Origin of the sequence: Paenibacillus sp. FSL H8-0175, assembly GCF_045040615.1 — a bacterium.
Classification (GTDB): Bacteria; Bacillota; Bacilli; order Paenibacillales; family Paenibacillaceae; genus Paenibacillus_AQ; species Paenibacillus_AQ odorifer.
The window spans coordinates 5,437,483-5,460,365 of record NZ_CP150299.1 but is presented as its reverse complement, the minus strand read 5'-3'; the positions used below and the strand labels follow the sequence as shown (position 1 = coordinate 5,460,365).

The window sequence follows — 22,883 nt, the reverse complement described above, 5'->3', positions numbered from 1 at the left end:
ATTGCTTTAGTAATTACAACAGAATAGTTAGTTGACTGAAGTTGCAGAATACTTCGGGATATATATGTGGAATTCCATATATATCCCTTTTTTTTGTATTCCTGTCTATTTGTTAATTAATGTTATTAATAACATATATAGAAAATAGACAAAAATCCGTTTTTTTCATAAAATCATTATTATGTGTATCAAAAATTGTCGGAGGAGGTGTGATGGGGATGGTTCGTTATGTCGCAAATAAGTTTTTCTATATGTTGGTTTCTCTATTTGTATTGATTTCAGCTACCTTTTTCTTGATGAAAGCTATTCCGGGGGATCCGTTTACTTCTGAAAAGAAGGTACCGCCAGAAATTAAAGCACGTCTGATGGAACAATATGGTCTGGACAAGCCGCTCTCTCATCAGTATTTTAAGTATTTAGGTGATATTATCCAAGGTGACCTAGGTGTCTCAATGAAACGCCTAAATCAAGATGTATCACATTTGATCAGTCAAACCTTTTCAGCGTCGCTGAAGCTGGGACTCGTCGCAATCGTTGTGGCGGTTATTGTCGGAGTATTTCTCGGCATGTTGGCGGCACTCTATCACAGAAAGTTTATTGACAGCGCAGCTATGGTGCTGGCAGTTCTGGGGATTGCGGTTCCGAGCTTTGTAGTCGCGTCATTACTGCAGTATGTATTTGCTTTCAAACTGGGTTGGGTACCGGTTTCAGGTTTTAAAGGGCCAATCTATTATTTCTTACCCGTGGCCGCGCTCTCGGCACAGCCGATCGCCTTTATCGCCCGCTTGACCCGTTCAAGTATGCTTGAAGTTTTGAATGCGGATTATATCAAAACGGCTAAAGCAAAGGGATTGAGCTGGATGGCTATTCTGAGCCGCCATGTACTTCGTAACGGAATTCTACCTGTTGTTACTTATATGGGTCCAATGACAGCTAACATCGTAACTGGTTCGGTTGTTATCGAGCAGATCTTTGGTGTTGGGGGTATTGGTAAACAGTTCGTGGAAGCGATTGGTGTCCGTGACTATACCGTTATTATGGGGATAACCATTTTCTATGGTGTATTACTCATGGTTGCCCGCTTTATTACGGATATTGCTTATGTATTAATTGACCCACGTATGAAATTAAGTGGAGGAAAGGAGGGCTAAATAGTGGCTACTGAAAATAACTTGCTAAATCTAAAACCGGAAGATTTTCAAAAAGTCGGTGTAGATGAAAAAGAAGCCGAAGTTATCCAGCGTGAGAGTCTCTCTGCTTGGAAAGACTCTTGGCAACGGTTGCGTCAAAATAAAATGGCGATGACTGCGCTCGGTATCCTGGGTTTGATTGTACTTGCAGCGATTTTTGCACCTTTTATCTCGAAATATAACTATTATTCTAATGATTTGATGAGCACCAATAAGCCCCCTTCCTCCGATCACTGGTTTGGAACGGATGATCTTGGTCGTGATATCTTTGTTCGTACTTGGTACGGTGCACGGATTTCCTTGATCGTTGGTCTTGCTGCGGCAGCCATCGACTTGTTCATCGGTGTTATCTACGGAGGCATTATGGGCTTCTTCGGCGGCCGTGTAGATAATATTATGAATAAATTCTCTGAAATTTTGTATTCTATTCCTTATTTGCTGGTTGTAATCTTGCTCTTGGTCGTTCTTGAGCCAAGTCTTGGAACAATCATCCTAGCTCTAACCATTACAGGCTGGATTACGATGTCGTGGATTGTGCGTGGAGAAATTATGCAGCTCAAGAATCGTGAATTCGTATTGGCGTCCCGTTCCATGGGTGCTGGTTCTGCGAGACTGTTGTTCAAGCACCTTCTGCCGAATGCGGTTGGTCCGATTATCGTAACCATTACACTGTCTGTACCAAATGCTATCTTTGCTGAGGCCTTCCTAAGCTTCTTGGGTCTTGGTGTACAAGCTCCTGTTGCTTCACTTGGATCGATGATCAATGACTCACTCACCGGCTGGTTGTACTATCCATGGCGCTTCTTGTTCCCTGCGATCCTAATCAGCTTAACAATGCTTTCTTTCAACATTTTCGGTGATGGTCTTCGTGACGCGCTTGATCCTAAGCTGAAGAAATAGGAGGAATATGGATGGAACCTATTTTACAAGTCAAAGATTTGCATATTTCCTTTTTTGTTAAGGGCGGAGAAGTACAAGCTGTCCGTGGTATGAATTTTGAAATTGGCAAAGGCGAAACGGTTGCCATCGTCGGCGAGTCCGGCAGCGGTAAGAGTGTAACTGCTCAATCGATTATGCGTTTGATCCCTTCCCCACCTTCTAAAGTGAAAAAGGGAGAGATTATTTTTCAAGGACAGAATCTGCTAGACAAAAGCATGAAAGAAATGGAATCTATTCGCGGTAAAGATATTGGCATGATTTTTCAAGACCCGATGACTTCTCTGAACCCAACCATCAAAGTGGGCAAACAGATCACTGAAGTTTTGATTAAACATCAGAAAATGTCAGCGGCCGAAGCGAAAAAGCAAGGTATGGAGATGTTGAAATTAGTAGGCATCAAAAATGCGGAGGCTCGCTTTAACCAATATCCCCACGAATTCTCAGGCGGTATGCGCCAGCGTGTAATGATCGCAATCGCGTTAGCTTGCCGTCCGGCTTTGCTGATAGCAGATGAGCCTACAACAGCTCTAGATGTAACCATTCAGGCGCAGATCATGGAAGTTATGAGAGAGATGCAGCAAAAACTAGGTACCTCCATTATTCTGATTACACATGATCTGGGCGTAGTTGCTGGCATGTGTGATCGGGTGATTGTAATGTATGCAGGTGAGGTTGTGGAGACCGGAACAAGATGGGAAATCTTTAAAAATCCACAACATCCATACACCAAAGGTCTGCTGCGCTCAATGCCGCGTCTGGACCAAAAGAAAGGCGAGCCGCTTATTCCGATCATCGGCACACCGCCAGATCTGATCAAGCCGCCGATCGGCTGTCCGTTCACTGCTCGTTGTAATGAAGCGATGCATGTGTGCGAACAAATCGATCCCGGCGCCACAGAATTCAGCGAAACGCATATGGCGCGTTGCTGGAATCTGCATTCGATGGCCAAGGAGGTGCAGTACTCTTGAGTAAGAACCTAATAGAGGTAGAAGGTCTTAAGAAATATTTTAATGTAGGTAAAGGTAAGGTTCTTAAGGCTGTTGATAATATTAACTTCACGATCCGTGAGGGCGAGACACTTGGGATGGTAGGTGAGTCCGGTTGTGGTAAGACTACTGCTGGACGTACGATTCTTCGCTTGTATGAGCCTACTGCTGGAAGTGTGAAATATAATGGTACAGACATTTATAAATTGCCTGGAAATCAAATGAAGGCTATGCGCCGCGACATGCAAATGATTTTCCAAGATCCGTACGCATCGCTTAACCCGCGGTTTACGGTTTCTGATATCATCGGCGAGGCACTGGACATTCACGGAATGGCTGGCAGCCGTGCAGAACGTAAGAAACGGATTGAAGAACTGCTGGATATGGTTGGTCTTAACCATGACCATGCAACCCGTTATCCGCATGAATTCTCCGGTGGACAACGTCAACGTATCGGGATTGCCCGTTCGTTAGCGGTTAATCCTAAGTTCATCGTTTGTGATGAGCCGATTTCCGCACTTGACGTATCCATTCAAGCTCAGGTCGTTAACTTGCTTAAAGAATTGCAAGATCGTCTTGGATTGACTTATCTTTTCATCGCGCATGATCTGTCCATGGTTAAACATATCAGTGATCGCGTAGCAGTTATGTACTTGGGTAAAATGGTTGAGTTGGCGGAAAGTGAAGAGCTGTATGCAAATCCTATCCACCCTTATACTAAATCCCTATTGTCGGCTATTCCAGTTCCGGATCCGGAAATTGAAGTCAACAAAAAACGTATTCACTTGCATGATGAGCTTGGCAGCCCTATTTATTCTGCTAACGATAAGACCAATGACAGTGACTTTGAATTAGTAGAAGTATCTAAAGGCCACTTTGTCAGCAAAAAATTCGCATAATTTATACTTAGGTTTTCAAAGGCGGGAGCATTATGCTCTCGCCTCTTGTATGTATTTAGGATATTATTTAATGAATTTATAGTATAATTGAACAGTTGGCTGTACCTGTGTTGCTGATATCAAGACATGTTTTACTTTGACGCGGCTCCTGACTTTGGATACAATCATAGAGAGTTTTTACGAACTTGGATTTACATATAACTGCTTAGTAGAACTGGAGGCACTAGCAAATGAATATTGTAACGGAACCGCTCAAGGGTGGATCTGCACTCTCGCGCGACTATATAGATCATTTTGAAAAGGTTAGTCATTTGTACGGTGGGGATTTCCGCAATAAAGAAAGTAGAAGTAGAAGGGCAGAGTGGCTAGACGGCAGAGAAAGCCTTCGTGCCGACCGGACTCAGATTGCTGAGTGTCTACGTCAATATAATGAAAAGCATAACTCGCATGATGCGGTGATGGCTTCGCTGGCTCTCTTAGAGCAGCCGGGGACATTAGTGGTGACAGGTGGGCAGCAAAGCGGACTATTTACTGGACCCCTGTTAGTGGTATATAAAGCTGCAACTACTATTATGGCGGCAAAAGAAGCAGCTGAACAACTCGGCCGACCGGTAGTTCCTTTATTCTGGATTGCAGGTGAAGATCATGACTGGGATGAAGTGAATCATACGTATGTACTGAATCGTACGCAGGAGATTACTAAGATTAAGATAGAAAAGTCAGAAGAGAAACGCTCCTCAGTAAGTGATATTCGTGTAGAAGAGGAAAGCTGGCAGCAGGTAGTGGAACAGTTAGACGGTCTGCTTCAGGAAAGCGACTTTAAGCCGCAGATTATGGAATTCATTCGCACTTCTTCTTTTAGAGCAGATAGTATGACAGATGCATTTGCCAAGCTGATGGGTTCATTATTTGGTAAATTTGGTCTAATTCTGCTTGATTCTGCTGATCCCAACTTACGTAAGTTAGAACAGCCATTTTTCACTTCGCTAATTATGCAGAATGATGCACTGGAAACAGCGTATATGAATTCTGCTTCTGATATTGTGGGCGCCGGATATGAGCTTCAGGCTGATGTTACAGCTGGCAATGCCAACCTCTTTTATATTCATGAAGGTACACGGCTTCTGCTTCACAAGAAGGACGGAATCTTTACGGATCGCAAGGGTCAGGTATCCTTTTCCCGTGATGAATTACTTGAGGAGGTGCAGGCACATCCGGAACGCTTTAGCAATAATGTGCTGACACGTCCACTTATGCAGGATTATGTGTTGCCTGTTCTGGCAACGGTGCTGGGTCAAGGTGAGATTGCTTACTGGGCCATTCCGCGTCGTGCGTTTGAGACCATTGGGGGAGAAATGCCGTTAATTATCCCTAGAATGTCTTTTACTGTCGTAGAAGGTACGCTGCACAAGCATATGGATAAATATCAACTTAGCTTTGAGGATGTAAGACAAGGACTGGATCATAAAAGACATGAATGGCTGGCCGCACAGGATGAGCTGGGGATTGAACGTCGTTTTGAAGAAACCAAGACCTCATTCGCCGCCATGTACGAACCGCTGATTGAGCAGCTTGGAACGGTTCAGGCCGGTCTGCTTAAGCTGGGGAATAACAATAAAGAGAAGATTCTAGATCAAATTACTTTTTTACAGGCGAAAGCCCAAGATGCAATGGCAAAACAGAACGAAGCTGCAATCCGGCAATGGGAGCGAATCGAGCTGTCGTTAATGCCACTGGGTAAACTGCAGGAAAGAGTGTACAATATCATGTATTACTTGAACCGGTACGGGCTTGCTTGGCTGGATGAGTTAATGACGGTTGAACCGGATTACAGTGGAACACATCGCATCATTTATATGTAATGGAAGTATCGCTTTCCACAAAACTAAGCTTTTGCTTACGAAGTGAGTTTTGTACGAAGCAGATTCAATGTAGTAACGCTCACAAAACAAAGCGTATGCTTACGGAGCAAGTTTTATTGCGAAGTGGATCATAGAAGTATAGCTCCATAAAACTTTTAGGAGGTTTCATAATGAGTTCATCTAAACAAAATAGTATCGTGGCTGATATGTCACTCGCACCGGAAGGGCATTTGAAAATCGACTGGGTTCGCCAGCATATGCCGGTACTGAACCGTATTCGTGAGCAGTTTGAAGCAGAACAGCCATTTAAAGGTCTGAAAGTATCGATCACATTGCATTTGGAAGCTAAAACCGCTTATTTGGCGAAGGTTGTCAAAGCTGGTGGTGCAGATGTAACCATTACAGGTTCGAATCCACTATCTACACAGGATGATGTATGTGCAGCGCTTGTGGAGGATGGAATCACAGTATTTGCTAAATACAATCCATCTCCTGAAGAATTTAAAGCCCTTAATATCAAAGCACTGGAGAGCAAACCGGACTTGATTATTGATGACGGTGGGGATTTTGCTACATTGCTGCATTCGGAGCGTCCTGATCTGATGGAGAATATTCGCGGGGGTGCTGAAGAAACAACTACCGGGATTATTCGTTTAAAAGCTCTGCAAAAGCAAGGCGTATTGAAGTTCCCAATGGTCGCGGTTAATGATGCCTACTGCAAATATTTGTTTGATAACCGTTATGGCACTGGTCAATCGGCATGGGATGGAATTATTCGCACAACCAACCTTATCGTAGCGGGCAAAACAGTAGTTGTTGTCGGTTACGGCTGGTGTGGTAAAGGTGTTGCCATGCGCGCCAAAGGACTTGGAGCAAAAGTAGTTGTCACAGAAGTTGATGCGATTAAAGCCGTTGAAGCACATATGGACGGTTTTGAAGTAATGCCAATGCTGGAAGCAGCTAAGGTTGGTGATTTCTTCGTTACAGTAACTGGTAACCGTTATGTAATTCGCGGTGAACATTATGATGTGATGAAGGATGGAGCAATCATGTGCAACGCGGGCCATTTCGACGTTGAAGTGAATAAGCCTGAGCTGTCGGAAAGATCCGTATCCCAACGTACCGTTCGCAAAAATATCGAAGAGTACCAGCTTCGTGACGGACGTAAATTATATCTGCTTGCTGAAGGCAGACTTGTAAATCTGGGTGCTGCTGATGGTCACCCTGCTGAAATTATGGATACAACCTTTGCACTCCAGGCACTGTCGCTGAAATATGTAAATGATAATTATAAGAGCATTGGCGTAAAAGTTGAAAATGTTCCTTATGAGCTGGATGAGCAAGTAGCACGTTATAAGCTGGAAAGTCTGGGCATTAACATCGATAGCCTCACTCCGGCACAAGTGGATTATTTGGACAGCTGGAATTTGAACGATTAATAACCGAACGCATAACAATAAAGTGTATTAACCAGTGTACCTTGAACTGAAGCAACTTTTTTAACAAAGCCATGCAACGGACAAGATTCCGATTGTATGGCTTTTTTCTGTGGAGAAATGTTTTTCGGGAAACGAGCTATCTGATTTAGGAAAAATTTCCTTGGCCAGAAAAAGGTTTTTGATTTTTAATGGCGAATCTATTATGCTTAAGTGGTGAAAAGTGGGGTAAAGTGGGGATTCGGGGATTAGGGGTGGGAAAAAGGATGTTCATGGGAGAGTATCAACACAGCATTGACGACAAAGGCCGAATCATTATTCCGGCTAAACTCCGTGAATTGCTCGGAACCTCCTTCGTGACGACCCGCGGCCTAGACTCCTGCCTGTTTGTTTATCCCATGGAAGAATGGGCAATCATGGAACAAAAGCTTAAAAGCCTTTCGCTGATGAAATCAGATGCCCGCGCATTTAGCCGCTTTTTTTTCTCAGGTGCAACTGAATGTGTTTGGGATAAGCAGGGAAGGGTAAATCTGCCGGCCAATTTACGGCAGTATGCCAAACTGGACAAAGACTGTGTCATTCTGGGCGTTTCGAACCGGGTGGAAATCTGGAACAAAGAGCTTTGGGAACAGTACTTCGAACAGTCCGAGGAATCGTTCAACGAAATCGCTGAGAAATTGGTGGATTTCAATTTTGATCTATAAAACACAATAACGAATACTGTCCTGGAGGGATGCAGCTTGTTTCACCACATCACGGTGCTTAAGGAAGAAGCGACAGAAGGGCTGCACATCAAAAAAGACGGAATCTATGTAGATTGCACTCTCGGTGGAGCGGGTCACAGCTCACTTATCGCTTCAAAGCTTAGCGGCGAAGGCCGTTTAATCTGTTTGGATCAAGATGATTGGGCTTTGGAGAACGCAAAAGAAAGATTAGCGGAATACGGAGACAAGGTTGTGACGATTAAGACTAACTTCCGTGATCTGGAGAGTGTACTTAAGGATGTGCCCTTTGTGCCACAAACAGATGGTATTCCCCAAGTAGATGGAGTGCTCTTTGATCTTGGCGTATCCTCTCCCCAGTTTGACGAAGGGGAACGAGGCTTTAGTTACAATCATGATGCTCCGCTGGACATGCGCATGGATCAGTCAGCACTTTTGACCGCTGCTGAAATTGTGAATACATGGTCCGAGCAGGAGATTGCCCGTGTTCTTTTCCAATATGGAGAAGAGAAATTCTCGCGGAGAATCGCTAGAAAAATTGTAGACAGAAGAGAAGAAGCTCCTATTGAGACAACAGGAGAATTAGCAGAACTGATCAAGGAAGGTATCCCGGCAGCTGCTCGAAGAACAGGAGGGCATCCCGCTAAACGTAGCTTTCAAGGATTAAGGATTGCTGTGAATGACGAATTGGGTGCTTTTGAAGAAGGGCTACATAGTGCAGTACGTTGCCTTGCACCAGGAGGCAGAGTATCCGTCATCACCTTTCATTCGCTCGAAGACCGAATTTGCAAGCAAATTTTTAGCAGCTATTTAAGCAGATGTACATGCCCGCCTGACTTTCCGTTTTGCGTATGCGGCGCGAAAGGCACGCTTAAGTTAATCAATCGTAAACCGCTTGTGCCTTCTGAAGAAGAGCTTGAGCTTAATACCCGAGCCCGCTCAGCTAAGCTGCGCATTGCAGAAAAATTGTAATTGACGATAAAGGAGAGTCAGAGATGGCCTATACCCGCGGCAATTTAGCAGTTCAGCCCAAAAGAAAAGAAGAGGTAAACCCCCTTTACCGCGAGAAGACAAAAGTAGTTACCAGACGAAGAGTACTTCCGCTGCAAGAGAAACTTTTGTATATGCTGACGCTAGGAGTATGCGTTCTGGTGGCGATCACCCTGATTTCACGTTACGTCCAAATTTATGATTTGAACTTGCAGGCTCAGAAATTAGATCAGGATATTGCAACAGCCAAGAAGCAGATTTCTACGTATCAGATGGAAAAGCAGAATCTAGAGCAGAAAGTCGCCCAAAAAGCACGGGATCTTGGTTATGTGTCCCCGGATGAGAATGCAACAATCTATATTCCGGCAAGCTCGGCAACGACTCCGGGTGATAATTAGTGAGCGATTGGCAAGATCGCAATAAAAAAAGTTGTGAGGTTCGCTTATGCTGAAAAGAATAAAACTTCGCACGCTGTTTATAGGAGGGTGTATTACCCTCTTTTTTCTTGTTTTGATCGTTAGAGTGTTCTGGATTCAAGTTATGCAAGGTGAGGAATGGCAGGAAAAGGCCGCCACGCTTTGGGCGCATACCTCAACTATCAAAGCGGAGCGAGGTACGATTTCTGACCGTAACGGGAGTGTGCTCGCTAGCGATGTCCCTGCTTATACCGTGGTGGTGAATCCTGAAGTGATTCAACAACAAGGCATCGGGGAAGAGGTAATCACAGGATTACACGAATTGCTCGGCAAACCAGAGGATGAGCTGCGTAAGCTGGTTGAAGCCAAGGACGAAAAGACGGGTGCTTACCTCAAGAACCGGGAAATTCGTAATGAAGGCTGGAAGATTGATCAGGAGCTTGCCGATAAGGTGAAAGAATTTTATGTAGCCCTAGGTAAAGAACATAAAATTCAAGAGACCGGTATTGGGCTTGTTAGAGAGCAGAAACGATATTATCCAAAAGATGAATTAGCTGCACATATCTTAGGTTATACAGATAGGGACGGCAATGCTATCATGGGACTGGAAAAATACTTTGATACGGAGCTTAAGGGTGCCGATGGCAAGCTGCTTTATCAAAGTGACGGTCAAGGGGTAAAATTGCCGGATTCACAAGATACCTATAAGCCAGTAGTAAATGGAAGTAATTTCAAGCTTACAATCGATAGTACGATCCAGCATTATATAGAAGAGGCCATGCAAAAGGCGTATGCGCAATATAAGCCAAAAAGTATGAGTGTCATTGCTGCTGATCCGAACACGATGGAGATTTTGGGATTAGCCAATATGCCTACCTATAATCCAAATGAATTTTGGAAGACCGGGGCTGAAGGGGCAGGATTCTATAATCATGCTATTAAATCTACTTATGAGCCTGGTTCCACCTTCAAAATTGTAACGCTTGCCGCCGCAGTAGAAGAGAAGCTTTTTGATCCTGTTGCGACATTTTTGTCCGGGTCCATCCGGATAAAGGGATATAGTAAGGCCCTGCATGATATTAATCATGCTGGATGGGGGCAAATCAGTTTTCTTGAAGGTGTGAAACGTTCTAGTAACGTTCTATTCGTTAAGCTATATGAAATGCTCGGACAGGACAAACTATTACAGTATATCAATGATTTTGGCTTCAATGAGAAAACGGGAATCGATCTGCCAGGAGAAGCAAGCGGAGTCGTTAACCCTAATGTTGGACGTCCTATAGAAATTGCGACACTCGCATATGGACACGGAAAAGTGCTAGTAACCCCACTTCAGCAGCTCGTTGCCGTATCTGCTATCGCTAATGGGGGGAAGTTGATGACTCCGTATGTAGTTAAGGAGGTCACAAACCCTAACACTGGTGAGACAAAGGTTACTCAGCCTAGTGTAGTGCGTCAGGTGATTGATGAGGAAAGCGCCAAGAAAACGGGTGAATATTTGGAGCAGGTTGTTGCTGACCAAGTAAAAGGAACAGGCCGCAACGCTTATATTGACGGCTATCGTGTGGCAGGTAAGACAGGAACGGCTATCAAGGTTGAAGGAAAGGATTATGTGAAATCCAAAGTACTTGTCTCCTTTATTGGTTATGCTCCTGTTGATGATCCAAAGATCGCTGTTATTGTCATTATTGACGAACCGAACGTTGAGGTTGGCGGCGGTAAGGCAGCTGCTCCAGTATTTAAAGAGATTGTATCCCAGTCTCTGCAATACATGGGAGTACCTAAGCTGGCGTCTGAGGCTAGTGATAGCAGCAGCAAAAAGCCGGCTAAGACTGAAACAGTCGCACTTCGGACTACACCAGATCTAACAGACAAGACGATGAAGGAAGCAAGAGAAGCACTTTTGGATCAAGGCTTCGATTATGTAGTGGTCGGTGAAGGATCTACTGTAGAGAGTCAATATCCTGAGGCAGGTACGAAGCTTGCTACAGGGCAACGGATCTATTTATTAAGTCCACAGGGGGCTCAGCCTACCATTCCAGATTTAAAAGGGGAATCCCTGCGTGATGCACTTGAAATTCTAACTCTACTAAAAGTAGAGATTGCGGTAGACGGTGAAGGTTACGTCTCAGAACAGATTGTAGGCACGCAAAATGGCAAGACCTTGGTCACTTTGAAAATGAAGCCATTAAATGATTATGGCGAAGATATTCCCGTGGCCCCGCCTGCTGATGAGGGGACAGATTCCGAGAGCGGAACATAGCTTGTTCTAACCCCTGTTTGTCCCGAATAGTCATGAAGATAAGAGCTCATGTCTATTGTTGAAAGTGGGGGAGAACGGAATGAAGGTTTCCAAAGTCGTAACACGGCGGAGAATGCTGTGGACATTGCTGGGACTGGCAGTGTTATTCGGTTCGCTGGTCGTGCGTCTTGCGTATGTGCAATTATCTCAAGGCGAGGAATTGACTGCGAAGGTAGAAGATTCCTTGCGCCGCAATATTCCTTTTACCGCTAAACGTGGTGAAATTATGGATCGTGAAGGTGTGCCGCTCGTTTCTAATATCACCACACCTACAGTGTATGCAGTACCGGTGCAGGTAAAAGAGAAGCAAAAGACAGCACAGCAATTAGCTCCACTGCTTGGGATGACTGAGGAGAAGCTGATGACATTGCTGTCCAAAAAAGAAATGTCGGTGAAACTTCAGCCCGGCGGCCGCAAAATTACGATGGATCTTGCCGCGAGCATCCGTGATTTGCAGCTGCCGGGCATCGTTGTCGCTGAGGATAGCAAAAGGTATTACCCTTACGGCGATTTAGCCGCGCATATTCTAGGCTTCACAGGTATAGATAACCAGGGTATTACAGGAGTAGAGAGTATATATGACAATCTGCTCAAAGGTATAGCCGGCAATATTTCTTATTTGTCTGATGCGGGCGGAAGACTTATGCCTGGCTCATCTGAGAAATATTCTGCCCCTCAAGACGGACTTAATCTGGAGCTGACGATTGATAAACAGATCCAGTCCATTATGGAACGTGAGCTTGATCAGGCTATGGTAAAATATCAGGCGCAGGGTGCTTGGGCTATAGCTATGAATCCGAAGAATGGTGAGATACTAGCCATGGCTAGCAGACCGGGGTATGAACCAGCATCATACAAGGAATATGATGCGCAGATTTACAACCGGAATCTGCCTATCTGGATGACCTATGAACCTGGTTCAACGTTCAAAATCATCACTCTGGCTGCTGCGCTGCAGGAAGGTAAAGTAGATCTTCAGAACGATCATTTCTATGATCCGGGGTTTATCGAGGTGGCGGGCGCAAAGCTGCGCTGCTGGAAAAAGGGCGGTCATGGTAGTCAAACCTTTCTACAGGTAGTTGAGAACTCCTGTAACCCTGGGTTTGTCGCCTTAGGGCAACGGCTGGGAAAAGAATCACTTTTCAAATATATTCGTGATTTTGGTTTTGGCAGCAAAACGGGAATTGATCTGAATGGGGAAGCTAATGGTATTCTGTTCAAGCTTAATCAAGTAGGTCCGGTAGAGCTTTCGACTACAGCCTTTGGTCAAGGGGTTTCGGTTACGCCTATTCAGCAGATTGCTGCGGTATCCGCGGCTATCAACGGCGGTAATCTCTATAAACCTCATGTAACAAAAGCATGGGTTAACCCGGTTACTGGAGAGACTGTATCAGAGGTGAAGCCAGAGCTTGTGCGGCAGGTCATTTCGGAGGAAACATCCAAGAAGGTGCGGGCAGCACTTGAGAGCGTGGTTGCCAAAGGCACAGGACGGCCGGCTTTTATTGACGGCTATCGTGTAGGTGGCAAGACGGGTACTGCACAGAAGGTTGTAAATGGACGTTATTCTCCAACAGAGCACATTGTTTCTTTTATTGGCTTTGCACCAGCGGATGATCCTCAGATCGTTGTGTACACTGCCGTGGATAATCCGAAAGGGATTCAATTTGGGGGTGTGGTTGCAGCTCCAATCGTGCAAAATATTTTGGAAGACTCGCTGCACTATATGAAGATTCCGGAGCGCAGTGATCAGCTTCCCAAAACTTATAAGTATGGCGAAACTCCGATAGTGACCGTACCTGATCTTACCGGAGCAACGGTGCAGGATATCTATGAGGATTTAAATATGAATTTTAATCTTGCACGTTCAGGCACAGGAAATACGGTCATCAATCAAGCTCCTAAGGCTGGGGCCAGAGTAGAACAGGGCTCAACCATCAGGATTTATATGGGAGCATCTAGTGAATAATGATTAAGGTATAAGGTTTCAGCTCGTATCCGAAAATGTAGAGTGAGGGATTACTATGAAAGTTAACGAATTATCTGCTTGTCTTGCTACTTCGCAACTATACGGGGATGGAGATGTGGAGATTACTGATCTTCAGACGGATTCCCGCCGTGTAGGCCCGGGAGATCTATTCATTTGTTTGCCTGGCCACACCGTGGACGGGCACAAATATGCGCCGCAAGCAGTAGCCTCCGGAGCGGCGGCTATTGTATGTGAGCACAAGCTGGAGCTTGATATCCCGCAGATTGTTGTGGATGACTGCCGGTTTGCGATGTCTGTCATGTCGAATGCTTTCTTTGGCTCACCTAGCAGCCGGATGAGAATGATCGGAGTGACGGGCACAAACGGCAAAACAACAACGACTTATCTCATTGAGCGGATTATGCAGGATCAGAATATGAAGACAGGTCTGATTGGAACGATTCAAATGCGCTATGACGGCAAAAGCTACCCTATGTCAGGCACAACTCCAGAATCGCTAGATCTGCAGCGTTCCCTTCATGATATGGCTTCCAAAGGTGTGGAATGTTGCGTAATGGAAGTATCCTCTCACGCACTTCAGCAAGGACGTGTGAAGGGTGCGGACTTCCGTACGGCAATTTTTACGAACTTAACCCAAGATCATCTGGATTATCATCATACAATGGAGGAGTATCGGGCGGTTAAAGGGCTCTTTTTCTCCAGATTGGGAAATGTGATCTCTCCGTGGAAGGAAGAACGCAAATATGCGGTGTTGAACGCGGATGATGAAGCCAGTCAATATTTTGCAGCCCAAACTGCGGCGGAAGTGATTACATATGGCATTGATAACAACGCTAATGTCCGAGCTTCGCAAATATCGATCACCGCAAAAGGAACTTTTTTCCATGTAGATACGTTTAAGGGGAAGACGGACATTTCGCTCCGTATGGTTGGTAAGTTCAATGTCTACAATGCACTCGCGGCGATTACAGCTGCTTTATTGGAAGATGTCTCTCTGGCTGATATCAAGACTAGTCTTGAGGCAATCGATGGTGTAGCTGGACGGGTGGAGTCAGTGGATGAAGGTCAAGAATTTGCTGTTATCGTTGACTACGCACATACACCAGACGGGCTAGAGAATGTATTAAAAACGGTCTGCGAATTTGCTACCGGCAAAGTGCTTACAGTATTTGGCTGTGGCGGTGACAGAGACCGGACGAAACGTCCATTAATGGGGAAGATCGCTGCACGATATAGCGACATGGTATTCGTAACTTCTGACAACCCCCGGACGGAGGACCCTCAACTAATCTTGAAGGATATAGAAGCAGGACTAATAGAGGATGGAGTCACCTCTGACCGGTATCATATGATTGTTGATCGCCGAGAAGCTATCGGGAAGGCTATTGAAATGGCAAGCCCTGGCGATGTAGTATTGATTGCGGGGAAAGGTCATGAGACCTATCAACTGATTGGCGGAGTGGTTCATGATTTCGATGACCGCATCGTCGCTAAAGAAGTTATAAGGGGCCGAAACTATTGATTACAAGAACGCTTGAAAATATTGCTGCCATGTGCGCAGGGGAACCTGCTGCTGTCGAAGCTATGAATACAACCCTTACGGGAGTCGTTACCGACTCCCGTAAGATCACACCCGGCTGCCTGTTTGTGCCTCTATCTGGAGACAAATTCGATGGTCACCACTATGCTGCCGCAGCACTGGCTGCTGGTGCGGGTGCAACCTTGTGGCAACGCGATAAAGGACCGGTTCCTGAAGGTGGCGGAGTTATTATTGTTGAAGATACACTAGAGGCTCTTCAGAAGTTGTCCGCTGCTTATCTGAAGGAAGTGGCTCCACAGGTTGTCGCTGTTACGGGCAGCAACGGGAAAACAACAACAAAAGATATCATTATGTCTCTGCTTGAAGTGCAGTTCAAAGTGCATAAGACAGCAGGGAATTTCAATAATCATATCGGTCTTCCGCTTACTATTTTATCCATGGCTGAGGATACAGAGATCGCTGTACTTGAAATGGGGATGAGCTCGCGGGGAGAAATTGCTCTGCTGGCTTCTTTGGCTGAACCAGACGTAGCGGTAATTACTAATGTAGGCGAGTCGCATTTACTGCAGCTGGGGTCACGTAAAGAAATAGCCCGCGCCAAGCTGGAGATTGCTGAAGGGCTGAAGCCGGGGGGATTGCTGATTTATAATGGTGACGAACCGCTGCTGACTGAGGTAATGCAAGAGTCCACTTTTAAGGCTCCAGAAGGGATGAGAACCTTCCGATTTGGTCTAAATGAGGATAATGATGATTATCCAACAGGGATGATGTCCCATACTGGTGGCATGACGTTCACGTCAAGCCGTCATAAGGAACATGCTTTTACATTACCGCTGCCAGGTCAGCATAACGTTGTTAACGCTCTGGCTGCACTAGCGGTTGCTCGTCATTTTGGGGTTACGGAGCAGAATATGAAGGACGGTCTCAGCAAGCTCAAGTTGACGGGCATGCGGATTGAAGTGATTCGGACTTCCTCCGGACTTACGCTTTTAAACGATGCTTATAATGCCAGCCCTACTTCTATGAAGGCGGCTATAGATGTCCTGCAATCTATGAAATGCAGTGGCAATAAAATCGCTGTGCTCGGGGACATGCTGGAACTTGGGCCGGAGGAAGTAGAATTTCATCAAGAAATAGGCTACTACCTTGACCCTTCCTTAACTGATTTTGTATGTACTTACGGACCATTATCCGTTCATATTGCCAAAGCAGCAGAAGAGAAATTCGGCAAAGAGCGCGTAAAAGCTTTTACAGATAAAGCGGAACTAACCGCTGTCCTTCTAGAGAAATGCAGTGCTAAGGATATTGTTCTATTTAAAGGATCAAGAGGGATGAAGCTCGAGGAAGTGCTTCAGAGCCTAAATAAAGATATTCAACAGACCTAAATCATTGGAGGGGGTGTACCCATGGATTATCAACTATTGTTATTGACTATTGCTGTTTCCTTTATCCTTGCGGTCATTGCCGCTCCGCTCTTCATTCCGCTTCTGCGCAGGATGAAATTCGGACAGCAGGTGCGAGATGACGGACCGCAAACCCATTTGAAGAAAGCGGGAACGCCGACTATGGGCGGTATCGTGATTATCGTAGCTTTTACCTTGTCTTATCTGAAATTTTCTGTGGTGAATACAGATTTTTACGTACTGCTCGTAGCTACGCTTGGTTTTGGATTGATCGGGTTTTTGGATGACTATATCAAAATTGTATTTAAGCGTTCCTTAGGGCTCACAGCACGTCAAAAGTTATTTGGACAGCTGCTGGTTGGTGCTCTGATGTGCGGTCTTCTGATTTATGCCGGACACAGTACAAGTATCAGCGTACCAGGTACTGATTTCAGCTTTGATTGGGGTGGCTGGTTCTATTATCCATTCATCATTATTATGATGATGGCAGTGACGAATGCCGTTAACTTTACAGATGGAGTCGATGGACTGTTGTCCGGGGTTAGTGCCATTGCTTTGGCCGCATACGCAGTGGTGGCAATGCAGGCTACGTCTATTGCGGCAGGTGTATGTGCTGCGGCCATGATTGGTGCTGTACTTGGCTTTCTTGTGTTTAATGCCCACCCTGCTAAAGTATTTATGGGGGATACGGGTTCGTTTGGTATTGGTGGCGCGATAGGTGCTATTGCTATTGTCACGAAGAGTGAGCTGCTGTTTCTCATCATTGGCGGTGTTTTTGTAATTGAAATGTTGTCCGTTGTGATTCAAGTCGTTTCATTTAAAACCCGTGGCAAACGTGTATTCAGAATGAGCCCGATTCACCATCATTTTGAGCTTGGTGGCTGGTCGGAGTGGCGTGTGGTAATTTCGTTCTGGGCGGTTAGCTTGGTGTTGGCTGCTGTGGGACTATTTATTAGCAAGGGGTTGTAGAGAATGAAACATCCAGATAAGTATCGTGGTGAAGAAGTTGTGGTTCTTGGGCTTGCTAAAAGCGGTGTCCAGGTGGCTAAAGTGCTGCATGAACGCGGCGCTGTAGTTACGGTGAACGATAAAAAGGAAAGAGATCAAAGTCCCGAAGCTTCCGAATTGGAATCTTTGGGAATTTGTGTTATATGCGGTGGGCATCCGGAAGGTCTTATTCATGAAGGTGTAAGTCTGGTAATCAAGAATCCAGGCATTCCTTATTCTGCGCCTCCTGTACAAAAGGCAATTGAGCTTGGAATTGAAGTGGTCACAGAGGTAGAGGTGGCATATCGACTTTGTGCAGCGCCGATGATCGGGATCACGGGTTCCAATGGTAAGACGACAACGACGACCTGGGTAGGCCATATGCTGGAAGCTGCGGGAATGAACCCTATAGTTGCGGGCAACATTGGTACGCCTCTCTGTCAGGCTGCACAAGAGGCTACCGAGGATAACTGGATGGTAGTTGAGCTTAGCAGCTTTCAACTTAAAGGTACGGAGACCTTCCAGCCTAAGATAGGCTGTCTGCTGAATATTGCAGAGACCCATCTGGATTATCATGGAAGCATGAAAGATTATGTGGATTCCAAAACCAAGCTGTTCGCTAATCAATTAGCTACGGATACAGCAGTGCTGAACTGGGATGATCCTGTCTGCCGGGAACTTGTACCCTATATAAAGGCTTCGATTCTTCCATTTTCCTTGTTTGAGGAGCTGCCTCATGGAGTATTTGTTAGCCCGTCCTACATTACGGGGCAAGATGATGAGCTGAAGCGCCACATTATCTATCGCGAATCTGCGGACAAGGAAACGATAATCGCGGATGTGGATTCCATCGCCCTACCGGGTCGCTTTAATGTGGGGAATGCGCTGGCTGCCTGTGGTATTGCTATTGCCGCTGGAGCTGCCCCCTCTCTATTAAGCGAAGTGCTTTCTTCTTTTCGCGGTGTGGAGCACCGCCTGGAGTATGTAGCTGATAAGGCTGGAGCCGCTTATTATAACAATTCCAAAGCAACGAACTCCAAAGCGACAATTACGGCTTTGACATCGTTTCAGCGGCCGGTGGTATTGATCGCTGGCGGATTAGACCGTGGCTCCGATTATATGGAGCTGCTGCCTGTCCTGAGCGGACGCGTCAAAGCTTTGGTGGCGTTAGGACAAACCAAGGACAAGCTAATAAATGTAGCACAGCTTGCAGGATTAAAGCAGATTATCTCCGTCGATAATGGGGAGAGCGCCGCCGCCGTGCTGCAAGCAGCTGTGCGGGAAGCTTCCGCTCTGGCGGAAGAAGGAGATATCGTTCTCCTGTCTCCTGCATGTGCTAGTTGGGATATGTTTACATCCTATGAAGAGCGCGGGTGTATTTTTAAAGAGGCGGTGCATAACCTTTAAGTAGGGGGGTGGATAAGCCCCTACTACGGATGCAAGAGGTGTGCTCCTGATGAACAAAACTCGTCATGCTCCCGATATTTGGTTGCTGATTCCCATTCTTTCTTTGCTGGTGATCGGCATGGTGATGGTATACAGCGCCGGATCTGTTTTAGGCTTCCGCAATTATGGAGATTCGTTTTACTTTGTAAAGAGGCAGCTTTTGTTTGCAGGACTGGGACTTGTTGCAATGTTTGTTACAGCGAATACAGACTACAAAGTGTTAAAAAAGCTGGCTAAGCCGGCACTGATTGTCTGCTTTATCCTGCTCGTTATGGTGCTTATTCCCGGCATTGGTGTAGTTCGCGGGGGAGCGCGCAGCTGGCTCGGAATCAGCTCCTTCGGGATTCAGCCCTCCGAGTTCATGAAGATGGGGATGATTCTATTTCTGGCGAATTGGCTGGGAAAAGAAGAGTATGATATCACCTCCTTCACTCGTGGCTTACTTCCCCCGTTAGCGCTTATCGGATCAGCTTTTGCACTGATTATGCTCCAGCCGGATCTGGGTACAGGTACCGTTATGTTTGGCGCAGCCTTGATGATGGTCTTTACAGCTGGGGCAAGAATGAAACATCTACTCTCACTAGGAGTAGCTGGGGTGGCTGGTTTTGTTGCTTTGGTTGCCGCAGCACCTTACCGGTTGCAGCGGATCACCGCTTTTCTTGATCCTTGGTCCGATCCCCTCGGTGCAGGCTACCAGATTATTCAGTCGCTATACGCGATTGGGCCTGGAGGGCTCGGGGGTCTCGGACTTGGAATGAGCCGGCAGAAGTACAGTTATGTACCTGAGCCGCAGACCGATTTTATTTTTTCTATATTGGCCGAGGAACTGGGGTTTATCGGTGGTTTGGCAGTGTTGATCCTGTTTCTTATTCTAATCTGGCGCGGAATGAAGGTGGCGATGAGTCTGCCTGACCGTTTTGGAAGCTATTTGGCCGTTGGCATCGTCTGTATGGTGGCTGTGCAAGTCATCATTAATATTGGTGTGGTCATTGGTCTGATGCCTGTAACAGGCATTACGCTTCCTCTGATTAGCTATGGAGGTTCTTCGCTTACACTGATGTTAACCTCCCTGGGCATTCTATTGAACTTATCCCGTTATGCGAGGTGAAAGACATGCGTATCGTATTAAGCGGCGGAGGCACGGGTGGTCATATCTATCCCGCAGTCGCTGTTGCTAGACAACTGGAATCAGAAGATAGTGAATCTACCTTCCTGTATATTGGTGGAACGCGTGGCTTAGAGAGCAAGCTTGTTCCCCAAGAGAATATCCCTTTCAAATCTATCGACATCACTGGCTTTCGGCGCAAGCTGTCCATGGACAACGTCAAGACGGTGATGCGTTTTTTAAAGGGCGTTAAGGCTTCCAAAGAAATGTTAAGAGAGTTTAAGCCTGATGTTGTAATTGGTACAGGCGGTTATGTATGTGGTCCAGTCGTTTACGCTGCATCCCGGCTGGGCATCCCAACCTTGATCCATGAGCAAAATGCTATCCCTGGTTTAACAAATCGTTTTCTAAGTCGTTACGCGAGTACAGTGGCCGTAAGCTTTGAAGGGACAGAATCTGCTTTTCCGGGGAGCAAGCACGTAATCTACACAGGTAATCCTCGGGCAACGACCGTTACTACGGCTAGTCCACAACGGGGGTTTGCCTCGCTGGGCATTCCGGATAACAGCACGGTTGTTTTGGTTGTTGGCGGCAGTCAAGGGGCTAAGGCAATTAATAAAGCCATGATTGAAATGGCCCCATTTGTGGGTAAGGGTAATGGTGTTCATTATGTTTACGTTACAGGTGAGCCTTATTTTGAGGATACCCGTGCTGAATTGCGTCAGAAGCTGGGTAGCACACCGAACTGGCTGCATGTCCTGCCTTATGTTCACAATATGCCGGAGGTCTTGGCTTGTACCTCCTTAATCGTAAATCGGGCGGGGGCATCCTTTCTCGCTGAGATTACAGCGCTGGGCATTCCTTCTGTACTTATCCCTTCTCCTAATGTGACGAATAATCACCAAGAGGCGAATGCAAGACAGCTGGAACGCGAAGGAGCCGCTGTGGTGCTGCTTGAGAAGGATTTGAATGGTAAGGCGCTTTATGAAGCTGTGCAAGCAATCATTGGAACTGAAGCTGTACGCCAAAAAATGTCCGAGGCTTCCCGACGACTGGGCAAAAGGGATTCTGCTGCCATTGTCACTAACGAACTCCGAAGACTAGCCGGTAAACAGTCTTAAGCCATTAACCTTTGAGAGGTTTTTCCTTATTGGCAGCTCTCTGTCACACACTTGGAGGAACGAACATAGGATAATCCTATAATCGTGACAATCACCCAGGACACTTCCTAACCTGAAAGGTAGTGCAGGATAATCTTGTACATTTCATATGACCTTGTATCGGAAGTGTTTGTGGTGGGTGAGCGGTAATCTCGGAGGTGATACATTGGACAAATTGGTGATTGAGGGTGGAAGTCCCCTGTCAGGCACCATTCGTATCCATGGAGCAAAAAATGCGGCGCTGCCGATTCTAGCGGCAAGCCTGCTGGCCGAAGGAGTTCACTCACTGCATAATGTGCCGAAGCTGCTGGACATCGAGACTATGCTAGACATCTTGGATCGGCTGGGCTGCAGGTGCGTGCATCAAGAGGATACGGTGACGATAGATACGTCAGCCGTGGGGACATCTCATGTACCTGAGGATTTGATGCGGCAGATGAGATCTTCCATTTTTTTAATGGGACCGCTGTTATCCAGATTTGGTGAGGTAACGATCTATCAGCCTGGTGGCTGTGCGATCGGGGAGCGTAAAATCGATCTTCATTTGCAGGGTCTTAAAGCACTGGGGGCGGAGATCGAGGAAAGCAACGGACGAATATCCTGTCGGGGCTCAAAGCTTGTAGGGAGTGATATTCATCTCGACTATCCAAGTGTTGGAGCCACGGAGAATATTATGATGGCTGCCGCCAAGGCAGAGGGGACAACTACGATATCGGGAGCAGCAAGAGAGCCGGAAATACAGGATCTACAGCAATTTTTGAATAGTATGGGTGCTCAGATTATCGGTGCAGGCACGGATACCATTACGATCCAGGGTGTCAAAAACTTATATCCCTGTACGTACGAGGTAATCCCAGACCGGATAGTGGCTGGAACTGTAATGATTGCTGCGGCAGCTACACGTGGGAATGTGACCTTGACACATACGAACGCCGGGCATCTGACTTCGCTTATTCATGTGCTTAAGCGGGCTGGTGTTCAAATCACAGTATGCAATGATATAATTAATGTCAGCTGCATGGGGCGTCCGCGTGCGGTTGAGAGAATTGTAACCTCTCCTTATCCTTCTTTCCCGACGGATCTGCAATCTCAGGTCATGGTGCTGCTGTCGCTCGCCGATGGTTTTAGTGTGATCAAGGAGACGGTGTTTGAGGGACGGTTCAAACATGTGGAAGAAATGGCCCGGATGGGTGCTGACATTTCTATCGATTTGAATCGTGCGTTTATTCGCGGCGTTCAGAGATTGTATGGTGCTACTGTGGAAGCTACTGATTTGCGGGCGGGTGCAGCTCTGGTCATTGCCGGGCTTGCTGCACAAGGGACTACGGTCGTTGAGCAAGCGCATCACATTGACCGTGGTTATGATGGAATAGAGAAGCTGTTTCAGAAGCTTGGCGCGCGTATAAGCCGTAAGGTGCCTGTAACGGATCCACTTGATTTGGCCAATTAAAGCTCCCTGTCTCCTTCCAGATCTCCCAGAGAAGGAGACAGGGCCTTATTACGGAGAATATGA

The 22,883-nt window shown here is 46.3% G+C and carries 18 protein-coding genes; all 18 read left to right on the top strand.

The features are described from left to right. Window positions 1–218: 218 nt before the first annotated feature. The gene (locus tag MHH46_RS24260) at window positions 219–1,151 is read left to right on the top strand and encodes an ABC transporter permease (RefSeq protein WP_036683691.1); all 933 of its coding nucleotides are present in this window, start codon (window positions 219–221) and stop codon (window positions 1,149–1,151) included. Between the two features lie 3 nt (window positions 1,152–1,154). Continuing rightward, the gene (locus MHH46_RS24255) at window positions 1,155–2,090 is read left to right on the top strand and encodes an ABC transporter permease (RefSeq protein WP_036683689.1); all 936 of its coding nucleotides are present in this window, start codon (window positions 1,155–1,157) and stop codon (window positions 2,088–2,090) included. An 11-nt stretch (window positions 2,091–2,101) separates the two neighbouring features. After that, entirely contained in the window at window positions 2,102–3,097 is a 996-nt protein-coding gene (locus MHH46_RS24250) for an ABC transporter ATP-binding protein (protein WP_036683686.1), read from the top strand. Further along, complete coding sequence (locus MHH46_RS24245; RefSeq protein WP_036683682.1) at window positions 3,094–4,014, top strand: ABC transporter ATP-binding protein; 921 nt, start codon at window positions 3,094–3,096, stop codon at window positions 4,012–4,014. The genes MHH46_RS24250 and MHH46_RS24245 overlap by 4 nt, the downstream gene beginning before the upstream one ends. 230 nt (window positions 4,015–4,244) lie before the next feature. Continuing rightward, window positions 4,245–5,876 carry a bacillithiol biosynthesis cysteine-adding enzyme BshC gene (bshC, locus tag MHH46_RS24240; protein WP_076129044.1) on the top strand — a complete coding sequence of 544 codons (1,632 nt, stop codon included), beginning with the start codon at window positions 4,245–4,247 and terminating at the stop codon, window positions 5,874–5,876. A 167-nt stretch (window positions 5,877–6,043) separates the two neighbouring features. Then, entirely contained in the window at window positions 6,044–7,315 is a 1,272-nt protein-coding gene (locus MHH46_RS24235; protein ID WP_170914265.1) for an adenosylhomocysteinase, read from the top strand. A gap of 263 nt (window positions 7,316–7,578) precedes the next feature. Next, window positions 7,579–8,016, top strand: a complete 438-nt coding sequence (gene mraZ / locus MHH46_RS24230) for a division/cell wall cluster transcriptional repressor MraZ (protein WP_036683674.1) — start codon at window positions 7,579–7,581, stop codon at window positions 8,014–8,016. Between the two features lie 36 nt (window positions 8,017–8,052). Beyond that, entirely contained in the window at window positions 8,053–9,006 is a 954-nt protein-coding gene (gene rsmH, locus MHH46_RS24225; RefSeq protein ID WP_036683671.1) for a 16S rRNA (cytosine(1402)-N(4))-methyltransferase RsmH, read from the top strand. Between the two features lie 23 nt (window positions 9,007–9,029). After that, the gene (locus MHH46_RS24220; protein ID WP_036683668.1) at window positions 9,030–9,422 is read left to right on the top strand and encodes a septum formation initiator family protein; all 393 of its coding nucleotides are present in this window, start codon (window positions 9,030–9,032) and stop codon (window positions 9,420–9,422) included. Window positions 9,423–9,468: 46 nt separating this feature from the next. Continuing rightward, the gene (locus MHH46_RS24215) at window positions 9,469–11,703 is read left to right on the top strand and encodes a penicillin-binding transpeptidase domain-containing protein (protein ID WP_076192067.1); all 2,235 of its coding nucleotides are present in this window, start codon (window positions 9,469–9,471) and stop codon (window positions 11,701–11,703) included. A 79-nt stretch (window positions 11,704–11,782) separates the two neighbouring features. Beyond that, window positions 11,783–13,708: a stage V sporulation protein D gene (locus tag MHH46_RS24210; RefSeq protein ID WP_076136530.1), complete on the top strand. Its 1,926-nt coding sequence runs from the start codon at window positions 11,783–11,785 to the stop codon at window positions 13,706–13,708. 55 nt (window positions 13,709–13,763) lie between these two features. Continuing rightward, the gene (locus MHH46_RS24205) at window positions 13,764–15,251 is read left to right on the top strand and encodes a UDP-N-acetylmuramoyl-L-alanyl-D-glutamate--2,6-diaminopimelate ligase (protein ID WP_076192064.1); all 1,488 of its coding nucleotides are present in this window, start codon (window positions 13,764–13,766) and stop codon (window positions 15,249–15,251) included. Then, window positions 15,248–16,654, top strand: coding sequence for a UDP-N-acetylmuramoyl-tripeptide--D-alanyl-D-alanine ligase (gene murF, locus MHH46_RS24200; protein ID WP_036683655.1), 1,407 nt, complete (start codon window positions 15,248–15,250; stop codon window positions 16,652–16,654). The genes MHH46_RS24205 and murF overlap by 4 nt, the downstream gene beginning before the upstream one ends. A gap of 21 nt (window positions 16,655–16,675) precedes the next feature. Next, complete coding sequence (gene mraY, locus MHH46_RS24195; RefSeq protein WP_036683653.1) at window positions 16,676–17,641, top strand: phospho-N-acetylmuramoyl-pentapeptide-transferase; 966 nt, start codon at window positions 16,676–16,678, stop codon at window positions 17,639–17,641. Between the two features lie 3 nt (window positions 17,642–17,644). Further along, on the top strand, window positions 17,645–19,066 hold the full coding sequence (gene murD / locus MHH46_RS24190) for a UDP-N-acetylmuramoyl-L-alanine--D-glutamate ligase (RefSeq protein WP_076192061.1): 1,422 nt from the start codon (window positions 17,645–17,647) through the stop codon (window positions 19,064–19,066). A gap of 49 nt (window positions 19,067–19,115) precedes the next feature. Beyond that, a complete protein-coding gene (spoVE, locus tag MHH46_RS24185; RefSeq protein WP_036683647.1) occupies window positions 19,116–20,213 on the top strand; it encodes a stage V sporulation protein E in 1,098 nt (365 codons plus the stop codon). A 5-nt stretch (window positions 20,214–20,218) separates the two neighbouring features. Beyond that, window positions 20,219–21,331, top strand: a complete 1,113-nt coding sequence (murG, locus tag MHH46_RS24180) for an undecaprenyldiphospho-muramoylpentapeptide beta-N-acetylglucosaminyltransferase (RefSeq protein WP_076192059.1) — start codon at window positions 20,219–20,221, stop codon at window positions 21,329–21,331. A 205-nt stretch (window positions 21,332–21,536) separates the two neighbouring features. Next, window positions 21,537–22,820, top strand: coding sequence for a UDP-N-acetylglucosamine 1-carboxyvinyltransferase (gene murA / locus MHH46_RS24175; protein WP_036683642.1), 1,284 nt, complete (start codon window positions 21,537–21,539; stop codon window positions 22,818–22,820). Window positions 22,821–22,883 lie beyond the last annotated feature (63 nt).